Below are 14,338 nucleotides of genomic sequence, written 5' to 3' on the forward strand. Positions count from 1 at the left end.
AATGGGCGGCGCGCGGCCGAAACTCCGGTCTCGGCGCCGGTTCGGCCATCGCCTGGCGGCGAAGTTCGAATAGCCCGGCCCCAGAGCGGGAGAACGAGGTGTCGGTACAGTCCGCGTTCAGTCAGGCGACGATCGCCCAGGCCCGGCCGGGCGATATCGACCAGGTCGTGCGCCGGCACGAGGGAATGCTGCGCCGGTTCATCGCCCTGCGCATCGGCGGCGGGGCCGATGTCGACGACCTGGTGCACGAAGTGTTCGTGCGCTTCGCCCGTCGCCCGCCTGACGAGAGCGTCGAGCGGCTGGATTCCTATCTCTTCCAGACCGCCGCCAACCTGATCCGGGACCGCGCCCGCCGCCAGCAGGTGCGCCGTCTGGCCGCTCCCGAGATCGAGGATGACGCCGCCGCCCAGGCGCCGGCGACGCCCGAACAGACGCTGATCGACCGCGAGACCCTGACGGAGGTCCGTCGCGCCCTGGCCGATCTTCCCGAACGTACTCGCCACGTGTTCTTGCTTTACCGGATCGACGGACTGCGGCATCAGGCCATCGCCGACGCCCTGGGGGTGTCGATCAGCACCGTGGAGAAGGACGTGCGCAGGGCCATGGCCCACCTGACCCGACGGGTTCGCCGTCCATGAGCCTCGTTCCCGCCAATGACGGCCTGGCCGACGTCTACGACGCCGCGGCCGACTGGCACGAGCGTCGGCGCGCGCCCGGCTGGAGCGTCGCGGACGAAGCCGCGCTCACCGCCTGGCTGGAGGCCGGCGCCGATCATGTCGACGCCTACGCGGCCATGGCCGAGGTCGAGGCCGTGCTCGACGACGCGGTCGCCGCCGGCGGCCTGGAGCGCGAGATGGCCCAGGCCCGCGCGGCCTTCGGCCAGGGCAGGGCCCGCCGTTCTCGCCGAAACCTGGCCTTGATGGCGGCCGGCCTGGCCGGCGTGGCCGTACTGGCGGGCCTGGGCGGTCTGGCCTGGATGGGCGCCGGGACGTCCGAACAGAGCTTCGCCGCCGCGCCGGGCCAGCGCAGCGCCGTGGTGCTGGCCGATGGCTCGCACGTGGTGCTCGACGGCGGCGCGCGGCTGACCGCCCGCATCGGCCGGGGCTCCAGGAACATCTTCCTCAGGGATGGGCGGGCCTTCTTCGACGTCGCCCATGACCCGTCGCGTCCGTTCGAGGTCAGCGGCGGCGGCCACGTGGTGCGTGCGCTCGGCACGGCCTTCGAGGTCGACCTGGCGCCGAACGCGCAGGCCTATCGCGTCGCGCTGCTGCGCGGACGGGTGCGGGTCAGCGGCCAGGCCGCCCCCGTCGAACTGACGCCGGGCCAGATGCTGGCGGCCGACGGGCAGGGGCGCGAGACGGTTTCGGCCGCCGACGTCGCGGCCGCCACGGCCTGGCGCGACGGCCGACTGCTGCTCAAGGGCGACGCGCTTTCCGACGCCGCCGCCGAGATCAATCGCCGGGGCGGACGCCGGATCGTCGTGCGTGGCTCGGCCAAGGACCTCAAGGTCAGCGGCGCCTTTGGCAGCGACGATCCGCTGGCCTTCGCCCGCGCGGTGGCCGTGATCCACGGTCTGACGGTCGGCGAGGCCGCCGACGGATCGATCGTGCTGTCTCCGGCCAAGGACACCGGTGCGACGGCGGACTAGCCGCGCGGCGCCGGCCCTGGCGGCCGTGGTGCTGCTGGCGCAGGCCCCGGCGGTCCTGGCGGCTCCCCTTCGTTTCGACGTCCAGGCGGGACCGCTCGAAGGAGCCTTGCAAGCCTATGCCGAGCAGACCGGCGTCGATGTGCTGTTCGCGCCCCAGGCCGTGGCCGGCCGCCGGTCCGGCGGCGGGCGGGCCGTGGCCGAACCGGAAGAGGCCTTGAAGCGCCTGCTGAAAGGCAGCGGGCTCACCGCGCGCCGCATCGGCCCGCGCGCCTTCGCCGTCGCCCCGGTCGCGCCGTCGTCGCGGATGGTCGACCGAACGCCAGAGGCGCGTGAACCCGCTACGAAGGTCGAGGGCGTCGCGCCGCTGGACGCGGTGCTGGTCCAGGCGCGACGCCGCGAAGAGCGGCTGATCGACGTGCCGGCCTCGGTCGCCGCCGTTTCGGCCGCTGATCTGGAACGCTTGGGCGGCGACGGGATGCTGGCCTTGAGGCAGGCGGCCCTGGGGCTGACGGCCGCCGGCCAGGTATCGGTCGAGACGCCGACCCTGGTGATCCGCGGCCAGCGGCGAGCCACGGCCGGCGATTCCGCGCTGTCGGTGATCACCTATGTCAACGAGGCGCCGCTGCCCAACAACGGTTCGATCCTGCCCTCGTTCGACCTGGCGGAAGTGCAGGTGCTGCGCGGTCCGCAAGGCGTTCTGTTCGGCCGCAACACCACCGGCGGCGCCCTGCTGATCCAGACCAACGAGCCGGGGCGCGGGGCCTATGCCCGCATCGCGACCGGATCCTATCGCCTGCGCGAGATCGAGGCGGCGGCCGACCTGACGGATGAGGGCGCGCCTGTTGCCGCCCGCCTGGCCGTCTACGGGCTCAAGCGCGACGGGCTGGTCGAGAACCTCGGCGTCGGCGGCGACCTGGATGATCGCGATCAGGTCGGACTGCGACTGTCACTGGCGTGGAAGGCGAAGGGGCCGCTGTCGGCGCTGCTGGTGCTGGACGGCTTTCGGGCCTGGGAGACGGGCAGCGCGGCGATCCTGTCGGGGACCTATCCCAATCCGCCGGATGTCACCGGCGGCGGCAACGGCCGCACGTCCGAGGCCGCGCCCTATTTCGACTGTGGCGCGGCGGGCTGCGACATCGACATCGCCCTGGCCCGCCAGAGGGTGCGGGGCATACGGGCCACCGACATCGATCTTCCCCCGCGTTCGGATCGCCGCAACGACGGCGCCACCCTGCGGCTCGACTGGCGCGAGGGCGGGCTCGACGTCCGCTCGGTCACCGCCTATCGGCGCAGCGTGCTAGACAGCGCCCTCGACAGCGACGGCTCGCCGCTGCCGTTGAACCAGCTGGTCCGACACATCGACCTTGGCCAGTTCACGCAGGAGGTGCGGGCCAGCCGGGCCGGGCAGGGCGGCGCCTGGCAGGCGGGGCTGTTCTACATGTCCACCGCGCCGGTCGGCGTGCAGCGATCGCTGTGGGCCAGCGTGGTGACTCCCTCCAATCCGGCCAGGGTCGAGTTCCAGTACCGGCGTGGCGAGAGCCTGGCCGGCTTCGTCGACGCCACCCGGCGGCTGGGCGCGGGCTTCGAGCTGGAGGCGGGGCTGCGCTACACGCGCGACGTTTCCAGCGCCTGCCTGGTGCGGGTCGCAGCGCCGGTCGCCGACATCAGCGAGGCGGCCTGCGGCGAGGCGGGGCGCGCCCAATCCTCGGCTCCGACCTGGACCCTGGGCCTGACCTGGCGGGGGCGCCCGAACCTGACGCTCTACGCCGTCACCCGTCGCGGCTATCGGGCCGGCGGCGTCAATGCGCCCAACTTCGGACCGTTGCTGGAGGCCTATCAGGTCTATGCGCCCGAAAGCCTGACCGACCTGGAGCTGGGCCTGAAATGGGTCGGCGGCGCGGGCGATTGGCGCCATCGCGTCGACGCGGCCCTGTTCCGGGGCTGGTCGCGCGACATCCAGCGCGCCCTGTTTCCGGCCGAAAACTTCGATGGCGACGGGATCGCCGCCAACGATCCGCCCAGCCTGATCATCAACGCCGGCTCGGCGCGGATCAGCGGCCTGGAACTGGGTTGGCGAGGCCAGCGGGGCCAGCGCCTGACCCTGTCGGCGTCGGCGACGCTGACGCAGGCGCGGTTCAAGACCCTGACCGTGCCGGCGCTGCTGGCGGCGCTGACCCCGACCGATCCCGCCTCGCTGCGCTTTTCCTATTCGCCGCCCTACACCGCGCGGCTGGCCGCCGACTGGCGCGCGGTCGAGTCCGAGCGCTTCGGGCGCTGGACGCTTTGGGCCGACGTCTTCCAGAGCGGCCGCGTGCGCTATGTCGAGCGGGCCCGCGACAGTAACGGGATGCAGGGCGCCTTCGCGGTCGCCAGCGCGGGCCTAGCCATGCAGCCGGCCGGCCGCGACGACCTGACCCTTTCGCTGGCGGTGCGAAACCTGTTCGACGAGGTCTATGCGGCCGGCGGCGGGGCGATCACACCGGCGGTGACCGCCACGTCGCTCATCTATGGCGAGCCCCGCACTATCGAGGCGGCCGTCAGACGGCGCTTCTGACCACGAGCGGAGATTCTCGGGTCTCGCACCCTCAGGTCGCTTTTTTCGCACCGGCTCGCGGATTGATTGGTCTCAGGAAGACGCGCCTCAAAAAATGGGCTGAGCCCGCCGACGGCGCGGAGGACCTCCTCGATCGTCGTCTAGCCCTTGCGGTAAGCGGTTTCCCTTCGGTCATGCCCGCACACGTCATGGCCCTGTCGTCGTGCGTATTTCCGCCTGACATCCAAATGTAGCGCGCGTGTCACGACGCCGCCCTAAGCGCCCCTCGCGTTTGCAAGAGGGGTCCAGATGTCCAAGCCGTTCGCCGCCAGCCGCCGCCTGATCGCCGGCCTGCTCGCCACCAGCGCCCTGTCGGCGCCGCTGCTCGCCCACGCCGCCGAGGACGAGGCGCCCAACGCGGTCGAGGAAGTGATCGTCACCGGCCAGCGCGAGGCCCAGCGCGCCGCCATCGCCGTCAAGCGCGACGCCTTCGTGGTGTCCGACGTGGTCTCGGCCGACGACATCGGCAAGCTGCCCGACCACAACACCGCCGCCGCCCTGCGCCGCATTCCCGGCATCTCGGTGATGGAAGACCAGGGCGAGCCGCGCTTCCCGGTCATCCGCGGCCTGCGCTCGACCTACAACCGCACCACCATCGACGGCGCCCTGGTGGCCTCGGTCGACGAGAGCGGCCGCACCGTGCCGATGGACATCGTGCCCTCGGTGATGGCCGGTCGCCTGGAAGTCATCAAGACCGTGACGCCCGAGAACGACGGCAACGCCATCGGCGGGGCCATCGACGTCACCACCCGCAGCGCCTTCGACGCCGGCCGGCCGTTCTTCAACGGCATGGCCTCCTACGGTTCGTACGAGCGCCACGGCGACGTGCGCAACGACAAGCCGTCCTATCGCCTGGCCTTCGCCGCCGGCCGCACCTTCGGCGCCGAAGACCAGTGGGGCGTGGTCATCGGCGCCTCGCACGAGCAGCTCGACTACGACATCCCGCAGGTCGAGGCCGCCGATCCCAGCGTGCGCGAGTACACCGCCGCTGGCGCGCCGGTGTTGTCGGGCGCGGCCAACGGCAACGGCATCCAGGTGCCGACCCAGGTGCGCCTGTTCTGGTACAACAACACCAAGCAGCGCAGCGGCGTGAACGGCAAGGTCGAGTACTGCCCGAGCGACGACTTCCGCTGGGAGGCCTCGGCCCTGTTCTCGCGCATGGAGGACGACGAGGAGCGCATCGAGTATCGCATCGAGCCGCTGGGCAACGTCGCAAACCAGACCCAGACCAGCGGCAGCTTCGCCCGCGGCCGCGGCATCATCCAGCTGAACCAGCCGATCACCAAGCGCGAGATCGGCATGGCCCGCACCGGCTTCGACTGGAACCTCGCCCCGCAATGGAAGCTCGACGGCGACCTCGTCTACTCGCAGGCCGGCCTCGAGGTGCCCAACCACTCGGTCGAGTTCCGCACCGTCGACGCCCAGGGCGCCAACTACGGCTTCACCTACGACACCGCCAACCCGCTGTTCCCGATCTTCACCCCGGTGAACGAGGCGGCGATGCGCAACCCGGTCAACTACGTGCTGCAGCAGCACCGCGACGCCCTGACCAAGACCGACGAGAAGACCAGCCAGGCCCGCTTCAACCTGGCCTTCGACGACGACGGCGCCTGGAAGGCCAAGGCCGGCGGCCTGCTGCGCTCGACCAAGCGCGACTTCACCAGCAGCCAGATCAACTACCGCGCCGGCACGGGCTTCACCTATACGCTGGACGAGGTCGACGTCGCCGGTCCCGACCAGCTGATCGCCGGCCGCTACCGCCTGACCCCGCGCATCGGCGCCGCCGAGGCGATGGCCTTCTTCAAGGCCAACCGCGATCGCTTCACGACCACCACGGCCGCCCCGACCGGCAACTACGAGGTCGAGGAGGACATCTACGCCGGCTACGCCCAGGCCAGCTACGCGTTCGGCGACGTCACCGTGCTGGGCGGCCTGCGCTACGAGCACACCAAGGTCTCGTCCGACGCCATCCGCAACACCGGCGGCGTGCTGACCCCGACCAGCAACGACGGCGCCTACGACAACTGGCTGCCCAGCCTGCATCTGCAGTGGAAGCCCGCCGACAAGCTGATCGTCCGCGCCGCCTGGACCAACACCATCGGCCGCCCCGACTACGGCTCGCTGGCCGCGACCGAGACCCTGAACTTCGACGGCAGCCAGCCGACCCTGTCGCGCGGCAATCCCGGCCTCAAGGCGCGCGAGAGCGAGGGCCTGGACCTGTCGGTCGAGTACTATCCGACCGACGGCATGATCTCGCTGGCGGTGTTCAGCAAGGACATCAAGAACGAGATCTTCACGCTCAGCTCGACCGAAACCCTCGACGTCGGCCGCGGTCCCGAGACGGTGCTGGTTTCGACGCCGCGCAACGCCGAGACCGCCAAGATCAAGGGCGTCGAGTTCGCCGTGCAGCAGGCCTTCACCTTCCTGCCCGCGCCGTTCGACGGCTTCGGCTTCAACGGCAACGTCACCTGGCTGGACACCGAGTTCACGTTCCTGACCTCGGCCGGCCCGCGCGTGACGGGCCTGTTCCAGCAGCCCGAGATCACCACCAACGAGTCGATCTACTACCAGCGCGGTCCGTTCGAGGCCCGGATCTCGCACAACTACATCGGCGGCCAGCTGGAGACGATCAACGACGCCAACCCCAACTCCGACCAGTACTGGAAGGGCCGTCACGTGTTCGACGCCAGCCTGTCTTGGCGCTTCGCCAACCACTACACCGTGTTCGTCGAGGGCCAGAACCTCTCCAACACCGGCCGCCAGGAAGTGACCGGCCCGGGCCGCGGCTACCTGCAGGAATGGGCCAACTACGGCCGCACCTACTGGGTCGGCGCGGCGGTAAGCTTCTAGGATAGGGGCGAGGAGAGCGATCATGATCCTGGAACTCATCGCGGCCCTGTCGCTGCAGGCCGAGGTTCCCGCCGCCTCGGCAGCCGCCGCACCCGCCCGCAAGGCCGAGACCGTTCGACGCTACGACGCGGGCGCGTCTCAAGGCGCAGCCGCCGGCCCAGGCGACGTCTACGCCGTCAGCAACTGGCGCATCGTCCGCTTCGACAAGAAGACCGGCGAGAAGCGCGCCGAGTGGACCGGCGACAAGGCCCGCTTTCCGCACATCAACTCGTGCGCGGTGATCGCCAGGGAGCTGGTCTGCGCCAGCTCCAACTTCCCTGCCGTGCCGCAGGTCAGCACGGTCGAGATCTTCGATCCCATGACCCTGGCCCACAAGCGCAGCATTTCGCTGGGCCTGGGCACGGGGTCGATCACTTGGGTCGACCGCCACGACGGCGCCTGGTGGGCGATGTTCGCCAACTACGACGCCAAGGGCGGCGAGCCGCCGCGCGACCACCGCCACACCACGCTGGTGAAGTTCGACGACCAGTGGCGTCGCCTCGAAGCCTGGGCGCTGCCGGCCAGCGTGCTGGAGCGCATCAAGCCGATGAGCATCTCCGGTGGCGGCTGGGGCCCCGACGGCCGGCTCTATCTCAGCGGCCACGACCTGCCCGAGCTCTACGTCATGCAACTGCCGATGGGCGGCGGGGTGCTCGACCATCTCGACACCATCGCCATGGAGGCCGAGGGCCAGGCGATCGATTGGGACGAAAGCGATAAGGGCATGCTCTACGGCATCACCCGCCGCAGCCGCGAGGTCCTGGCGATGCGGGTTCCGCTGGCGAAGTAGTTTCTGCGACCAATTCTCATCTATGAACACCTAAGGGGGCCCGACGCCTTGCGAGTCGGGGTCCTGGCGTTTCATCATCGGGGTCAATCGCTTCCCAGCGCAGGACCCAGCCAGTGACCGACCAGGATTCCAAGCAGCGTTCAGGCATCCAGTCGGTCGGCATTGGCCTGCGGGTGCTGGACGTGCTGGCGACCCTCGACGGCCCGGCCGCCCTGGGCGTGATCGCCCAGGCCTCGGACCTGTCGGCCTCGCAGGCCCACCGCTATCTGGCCAGCCTGGTCGCCTCGGGCATGGCCAAGCAGGATCCGGCCACCGGCCGCTACGATCTGGGCCCGGGCGCCCTGCGCCTGGGTCTGGGCGCCCTGGCGCGGGTCGACGCCTTCCGCGAGGCCGACGAGGCCATCACGGCCTTTTCGCGCGAGACCGGCCGCACGGTGCAGATCGCGGCCCTCGGTCCCAGCGGCCCGATCGTCGTACGCTGGGCCATGGGGTCGCCCCCGGTCGCCACCTCGCTGATGGTCGGCTCGTCGCTGCCGCTGCTGCGCTCGGCTACCGGCCACGTGTTCCTGGCCTTCCGGCCCGACAGCCACACCCGCCACATGGTGGAGCGCGAGACGCAGGCCGAGCGCGGCCTGGCGCCCGTCGACGTCGAGGCCCTGCGTCAGCGGGTGCGCAAGACCGGCTATTCGGCCATCAGCGGCTCGCTGATCCCGGGCCTGCGCGCCACGGCCCTGCCGATCTTCGACCTGCAGGGCGAGGCCGTGGTCACCGCCACGGTCCTGGCTACCGACGCCTTCGTGCCCGACCGCGACGATGAGGTCCGCCAGGCCCTGGCTGCTGTCTGCGACCAGGTTACGACCACCATTGGCGGCCGTCGCCCGGTGGTTTGAGCGGGCTTTCACCGCTCACCTGGCGTTGAAAGGAAACGTGTCATCCCGGCCGTAGGAGCGCGATAGCGGTCCGTAGAGCCGGGACCTCCCACGTTCGACGGATCAACCGTGGGAGATCCCGGCGCTCCGCTTCGCTACGGCCGGGATGACAGCCCAATTGGCTATGGAAGCCGAAAGCCTGCAGACTTCTCGTTACTGGAGTGCGGGCCCCAATCCGAGTTTCCCCGCGAAGGCGGGGACCCAAGCCGAGTCCGCGGGGGTCGCTATGGCCCTGCGGTATCCCCGAGGCGGCTTGGATCCCCGCCCTCGCGAGGATCGGGAAGCGCGTTAGGCGACCTCAGGCCGCGGCCTTGCGCAGGTCCGTTCCCGGATCTCCCGCCAGGTCCGCCTTCAGCGGCTTGCCGATCAGCCGGCGGGCCGAGGCGAAGTCGCGGGGCTGGTCGAGGCACGCGGCGCCCACCAGGATCCCGTCGCGCAGGTAGAGCCGCACGGCCTCGCCGCGCGCCACCACCGTGTCGCCGGTGGCCGGATCGCCCAGGATCTGCAGGTTGTGGCCGCACTGGGCGGTCCAGAACCACGGGGCGGGTTCCGCCTCGGCCGGCTGGCCCAGGATCGCCAGCGCCGCCGCGCGGGCCGAGCTCTGGGCGTGGGCCCAGGTCTCCATCCGCTGCGGCGCGGCCGCGTCGCCGAACCGGCGCAGGGCGAGATCGCCGATGGCGTAGACGTTTGCATCGCCGATCGAGCGATAGCGCTCGTCGACCAGCACGCCGGCGCCCACCGGCAGGCCGGCGGCCTCGGCCAGGCCCGCGCGCGGCACGATGCCGATGCCCACGACCACGAGATCGGCCTCCAGAGACGAGCCGTCGTCGAGTCGCAGGGCCAGCGTCTCGTTCGCCGGTTCGATGGCGGCCACCGAACGGCCGAGGCGAATCTCCACCCCGACCCGGGCATGGGCGGCCGCCAGCCAGTCGGCGGCGTCGCCCGGCACGTTGCGGCCCAGGAGGCGCTGGCCGGCCTCGATGACGATGGCGGTGAGGCCCAGCTCCTGCAGGGTCGAGGCCGTCTCCAGCCCGATCACCCCGCCGCCGATCACCACGGCGCGGCCGCCGGGCCTGGCCGCCGCCGCGATGGCCTTGGCGTCGCCTGTCGTGCGCAGCGGAAAGATCTTCGGATGGGCCGGGAAGGGCAGCTGCCGGGGCGCGCCGCCGGTGGCCAGGATCAACTGGTCGTAGGGCAGGGCGCCGCCGTCGCAGAGCGTGACGGTGCGGGTGTCGCGGTCGATCGCGGTGGCCGCGACTCCTAGCCGCAGGTCGACGCCAAGCTCGCTCCAGCGGGATTCCTCGGCGAGGTAAACGGGGGCGGCGTCCTTGCCCAACAGGTACTCCTTGGACAGGCTGGGCCGCTCGTACGGGTGCTCGGCCTCCTCGCCGACCAGCGTGATCGATCCCGAAAAACCCAATTCCCTCAAGGTGATGGCGGCCGCGCCGCCGGCATGGCCGGCGCCGACTACGACGATGCGTTGTTCCATGGCGTGTGCTTCCTCTCGCGTTGCATAATATGCAATGCATTTGACATGGATCAAAACCCACGACAGGGTGAGGGTCAATGGCGACATGAGATCGCCGGTTCGATCACCGTCTGGGAGCTGCCCATGACCATCCCCGTTCGTCCCCCGGAAGGCCGCCTGTGGCCCGCCGATGCGGACGCCGCCGTCCCGTACTGGGTCTATTCAGACCCCGAGGTCTACGCCGAGGAGCTGCGCAAGATCTGGTACGGCCCGCACTGGCTGTACGTCGGCCTCGAGTGCGAAATCCCCAATGTCGGCGACTGGAAGACCGCCACCCTCGGCGAGCGTCCGGTCGTCATGGTGCGCAGCGCCGAGAACGAGATCTCGGTCGTCGAGAACCGCTGCGCCCACAAGGGCGTGAAGTTCTGCCAGGCGCGCTTTGGCCACTCGCAGGAGCTGATCTGCCCGTATCACCAGTGGTCGTACGCGCTGAACGGCGACCTGCAGGGCGTGCCGTTCCGCCGGGGCGTCAAGCGCCAGGGCGGCATGCCGGCCGACTTCGATCTTGCGCAGAACGGCCTGACCAAGCTGCGCGTCGAGGAAGTCCACGGCGTCGTCTGGGCCACCTTCTCCGAAGAGACCCCCGCCTTCCGCGAGTATCTCGGCGAGAAGTTCTGGAAGCACTACACGCGCGTCTATGACGGCCGGAAGCTGGAAGTGCTGGGCTACAACCGCCAGCACATTCCGGCCAACTGGAAGCAGATGCAGGAGAACATCAAGGACCCGTACCACGCGGGCCTGTTGCACGTGTTCTTCGCCACCTTCGGCCTGTTCCGCGCCGACCAGAAGTCGGCCGTCGACATCGACGAGGAGGGCCGCCACGGCATCCTGATCTCCCGCAAGGGCGAGCAGGAAAAGACCGAGGCCATGGCCGACATCCGCAACTTCCAGGGCGACCTGGTGCTTGAGGATCCCCGCGTCATGGACGTGGTGCAGGAGTTCCCGGGCGAAGAGACCGTGGGGATGATCACCATCTTCCCCAGCGTGATCCTGCAGCAGCAGGTCAATTCGCTGACCACGCGCCAGATCGTGCCCAAGGGTCCGGGCGGCTTCGACTTCCACTGGACCCACTGGTGCTACGCCGACGACACGCCGGAGATGCGCCTGCGCCGCACGCGCCAGGCCAACCTCTTCGGTCCGGCCGGCTTCGTCTCGGCCGACGACGGCGAGGTGCTGGAGATGACCCAGCAGGGCGCCACCCCGTCTCCCGACGCGCACATGATCCTGCAGATGGGCGGACGGGCCATCGAGAGCACCGACCACCAGGTCACCGAAACGGCCGTGCGCGGCATGTACCGCTACTGGCGAAAGGTGATGGGCCTGTGAGCACGACCCTGATCGACCGTCCGGCCGCGATCACGCGCGATGCGATCCGCGACCTCTATGACGACTATTATGGAACCCTGGACGAGGTGCGGCTGCACGACTGGCCCGAGTTCTTCATGCAGGACTGCCTCTATCGGGTGATCCCGCGCGAGAACTTCGAGGCCGGCTACACCCTCAGCACCATGCAGGCCGAAAGCCGCGGCATGCTGAAGGACCGGGTGACGGGCCTGACCCGCACCCAGATGTACGCGCCGCGCTACTACCGTCGCTTCCCGACGGCCCCGCGCATCGTGGGAGAGGAAAACGGCGGGGTGCGCACGCGCCACAACCTGCTGCTCGTCCAGACCCTGATCGACAAGCCTTCGGAGATCGTCCTCTCGGCGGTCTGTCACGACCTGATCGTGGCCGACGAGGGCCGCCTGCGCTTTGCCGAGCGCGTAGTGGTCTTCGACTCCGAAATGCTTCCCAACAGCTTGGTGTACCCCGCATGACCGACGTCATCGACAACGCGGCGCTGACCTGGGCGCCCGCCGTTCCCCCGTCCGACCTCGAAGAGTTCGGCGTCGCCGCCGCCAATGTGGCCGGCCTGAAGGTGGCCCTCTACGCCGTCGACGGCGAATACTACGCCACCGCCGACCTCTGCACCCACGGCGCGGCCAGCCTGGCCGACGGCTTCCTCGACGGCGAGTTGATCGAGTGCCCGCTTCACCAGGGCACCTTCAACGTGAAGACCGGCGCGGCCGTCGGCGCGCCGTGCTCGGTGGCCGTGCGCACCTTCCCGGTGAAGCTGGAAGGCGGCCTGCTGCACGTCGGCCTGCCGGGAGGCGCCTGATGGAGACGGTGCTTCGCAACGACCAGCGCAGCCAGCTCGAGGCGCTGTACGAGCAGATGGAGCCGGAAGGTCTCTATCCGCTCTGGGAAAAACTGAGCGCCCTGGTGCTGCCCCAGCCGGACTCGCCGGCCAAGGTCCACAAGTGGTCCTATGACAGCGCCAGGGACTACCTGATGCGGGCCGGCGACTTGATCAGCGCCAAGCAGGCCGAAAGGCGTGTGCTGATCCTGGAAAACCCGGGGCTGGGCGGATTGTCGAGCATCACGCCGAGCCTCTACGCCGGCCTGCAGCTGATCCTGCCGGGCGAGATCGCGCCCGCCCACCGTCACGCCCAGTGCGCGCTGCGCTTCGTGCTGGAAGGCGAGGACGCCTACACCTCGGTGGACGGCGAGAAGGCCGTCATGCGGCCCTTCGACCTGGTGCTCACCCCGGGCGGCCAGTGGCACGACCACGGCAATCCTACGGCCAAGCCGATGATCTGGCTCGACGGCCTGGACATTCCGACCGTTCGCCACTTCGACGCCAGCTTCGCCGAGGGCTATGCCGAGGACCAGTTCCCCGAGCAGGCGCCGGCCGGCGACAGCCTCAACCGCTACGGCCGCAACATGCGTCCGCTGAAGGGCCATACCGCCGACCGCCGTCCGGCCCACCAGCCGCTGTTCCACTATCCCTACGCCGAATGGCGGCCGGCGCTGGACGCCATGGCCAAGGGCGCACAGATCGATCCGCACCTGGGCCACGCGCTGGAGTTCCTGAACCCGGTCAACGGCGGGCCGATCATGTCGACCATCTCGGCGCATGTCCGGCTGATGCCCGCGGGGTTCGAGACTCGCGATCGCCGCTCCACCGACGGCACGATCTTCGTGGTCGTGGAAGGGCAGGGCGAGGCGGTCGTCGAGGGCGAGACCATCGCCCTTGCCCCCCGCGAGATCCTCGTCGTCCCGTCGTGGAAGACGGTCCGTTTCAAGGCCCAAAGCCAGCTCGTCCTGTTCGGCTACTCCGACAAGGCCTGCCAGGAAAAGCTGAACCTCTACAAGGAAGAAAACCTGTGAGCCTGATCTTCGAACCCCAGGCGCCGGTCCTGGCCGCCACCTCCACCGGCGAGCAGTTTCCGGTCCGCCGCATCTTCTGCGTCGGCCGCAACTATGCCGCCCACGCCCGCGAGATGGGCCGCGATCCCGACCGCGAGCCGCCGTTCTTCTTCACCGCCTGGGCCGAGACGGTCGTGCCGGATGGCGCGACGATCGCCTATCCGCAGAAGACCAAGGACTTCCACTACGAGGCCGAGCTGGTGGTCGCCATCGGCAAGACCGGCCGCGATATCGCCGTCGAGGACGCGCTCGACCACGTCTGGGGCTACGCCACCGGCCTCGACATGACCCGCCGCGACCTGCAGCTGGAAGCCCGCGCGCAGGGCCGCCCCTGGGACACCGGGAAGAACGTCGAGCAGTCCTCGCCGCTGGGCCTGATCCAGAAAGCCGGCGAAGGCTTTGATCCGACCAAGGGCGAGATCAAGCTGACGGTGAACGGGCAGACCAAGCAGCAGGCCGATCTGGCCGACCTGATCTGGCCGGTGGCCGACATCGTCGCCTACCTCTCGGGCCTCTACCGCATCGAGCCGGGCGACCTGATCTACACGGGCACCCCGGCCGGCGTCGGCGCCGTCGTCGAGGGCGACGCGATGGTCGTCACCATCGAGGGCCTGGCCCCGCTGAACATCACGGTCGGACCGCCCGCGGCCTGACCTGCGACCACCAAGACTAGGGACAAGGGGAGCGGCCACAGAGCCGCCCCCTGCGAAGA

At 69.9% G+C, this 14,338-nt stretch carries 11 protein-coding genes and 1 pseudogene; 11 read left to right on the plus strand and 1 reads right to left on the minus strand.

What is annotated here, in order from left to right; genetic code table 11:
• The first annotated feature begins 98 nt into the window (after positions 1-98).
• The 6 genes and pseudogenes from G5B46_RS01890 to G5B46_RS24805 all read left to right on the plus strand — a co-directional run bounded on the left by G5B46_RS01890 (position 99) and on the right by G5B46_RS24805 (position 8,810).
• A complete protein-coding gene (locus G5B46_RS01890; RefSeq protein ID WP_165255570.1) occupies positions 99-638 on the plus strand; it encodes a sigma-70 family RNA polymerase sigma factor in 540 nt (179 codons plus the stop codon).
• Entirely contained in the window at positions 635-1,648 is a 1,014-nt protein-coding gene (locus G5B46_RS01895; protein WP_165255572.1) for a FecR domain-containing protein, read from the plus strand. The genes G5B46_RS01890 and G5B46_RS01895 overlap by 4 nt, the downstream gene beginning before the upstream one ends.
• Positions 1,632-4,202, plus strand: a complete 2,571-nt coding sequence (locus tag G5B46_RS01900; RefSeq protein ID WP_165255574.1) for a TonB-dependent receptor — start codon at positions 1,632-1,634, stop codon at positions 4,200-4,202. Before G5B46_RS01895 ends, G5B46_RS01900 begins: the two co-directional genes overlap by 17 nt.
• Positions 4,203-4,481: 279 nt before the next feature.
• Positions 4,482-7,091, plus strand: a pseudogene (locus tag G5B46_RS01905) (TonB-dependent receptor); the annotation flags it as partial.
• Positions 7,092-7,113: 22 nt separating this feature from the next.
• A complete protein-coding gene (locus G5B46_RS01910; RefSeq protein ID WP_165255577.1) occupies positions 7,114-7,920 on the plus strand; it encodes a hypothetical protein in 807 nt (268 codons plus the stop codon).
• A 113-nt stretch (positions 7,921-8,033) separates the two neighbouring features.
• Entirely contained in the window at positions 8,034-8,810 is a 777-nt protein-coding gene (locus G5B46_RS24805; protein WP_165255578.1) for an IclR family transcriptional regulator, read from the plus strand.
• A 337-nt stretch (positions 8,811-9,147) separates the two neighbouring features.
• On the opposite strand, the gene G5B46_RS01920 is transcribed toward G5B46_RS24805, so the two are convergent.
• Positions 9,148-10,338, minus strand: coding sequence for an FAD-dependent oxidoreductase (locus G5B46_RS01920; RefSeq protein WP_165255580.1), 1,191 nt, complete (start codon positions 10,336-10,338; stop codon positions 9,148-9,150).
• A 123-nt stretch (positions 10,339-10,461) separates the two neighbouring features.
• On the opposite strand from G5B46_RS01920, the gene G5B46_RS01925 reads away from it, so the two are divergent.
• The 5 genes from G5B46_RS01925 to G5B46_RS01945 are packed head-to-tail and all read left to right on the plus strand — an operon-like array spanning position 10,462 to position 14,279.
• Entirely contained in the window at positions 10,462-11,703 is a 1,242-nt protein-coding gene (locus tag G5B46_RS01925; RefSeq protein ID WP_165255582.1) for an aromatic ring-hydroxylating dioxygenase subunit alpha, read from the plus strand.
• Entirely contained in the window at positions 11,700-12,194 is a 495-nt protein-coding gene (locus G5B46_RS01930) for a nuclear transport factor 2 family protein (RefSeq protein ID WP_165255584.1), read from the plus strand. The genes G5B46_RS01925 and G5B46_RS01930 overlap by 4 nt, the downstream gene beginning before the upstream one ends.
• On the plus strand, positions 12,191-12,535 hold the full coding sequence (locus G5B46_RS01935; protein ID WP_165255585.1) for a non-heme iron oxygenase ferredoxin subunit: 345 nt from the start codon (positions 12,191-12,193) through the stop codon (positions 12,533-12,535). The genes G5B46_RS01930 and G5B46_RS01935 overlap by 4 nt, the downstream gene beginning before the upstream one ends.
• Positions 12,535-13,587, plus strand: coding sequence for a gentisate 1,2-dioxygenase (gtdA, locus tag G5B46_RS01940; RefSeq protein ID WP_165255587.1), 1,053 nt, complete (start codon positions 12,535-12,537; stop codon positions 13,585-13,587). The genes G5B46_RS01935 and gtdA overlap by 1 nt, the downstream gene beginning before the upstream one ends.
• Positions 13,584-14,279 carry a fumarylacetoacetate hydrolase family protein gene (locus G5B46_RS01945; protein WP_165255588.1) on the plus strand — a complete coding sequence of 232 codons (696 nt, stop codon included), beginning with the start codon at positions 13,584-13,586 and terminating at the stop codon, positions 14,277-14,279. The genes gtdA and G5B46_RS01945 overlap by 4 nt, the downstream gene beginning before the upstream one ends.
• The last annotated feature ends 59 nt before the right edge of the window (positions 14,280-14,338 follow it).

The sequence above is a fragment of the Caulobacter sp. 602-2 genome (genome assembly GCF_011043625.1).
Taxonomy (GTDB): domain Bacteria; phylum Pseudomonadota; class Alphaproteobacteria; order Caulobacterales; family Caulobacteraceae; genus Caulobacter.

Bases quoted from the DNA above. Each gene is read 5' to 3' on its own strand.
- G5B46_RS01895 (WP_165255572.1), top strand. From the start codon at position 635: ATGAGCCTCGTTCCCGCCAATGACGGCCTGGCCGACGTCTACGACGCC.
- G5B46_RS01910 (WP_165255577.1), top strand. From the start codon at position 7,114: ATGATCCTGGAACTCATCGCGGCCCTGTCGCTGCAGGCCGAGGTTCCC.
- G5B46_RS01920 (WP_165255580.1), bottom strand. From the start codon at position 10,338: ATGGAACAACGCATCGTCGTAGTCGGCGCCGGCCATGCCGGCGGCGCG.
- G5B46_RS01925 (WP_165255582.1), top strand. From the start codon at position 10,462: ATGACCATCCCCGTTCGTCCCCCGGAAGGCCGCCTGTGGCCCGCCGAT.
- G5B46_RS01935 (WP_165255585.1), top strand. From the start codon at position 12,191: ATGACCGACGTCATCGACAACGCGGCGCTGACCTGGGCGCCCGCCGTT.
- gtdA (WP_165255587.1), top strand. From the start codon at position 12,535: ATGGAGACGGTGCTTCGCAACGACCAGCGCAGCCAGCTCGAGGCGCTG.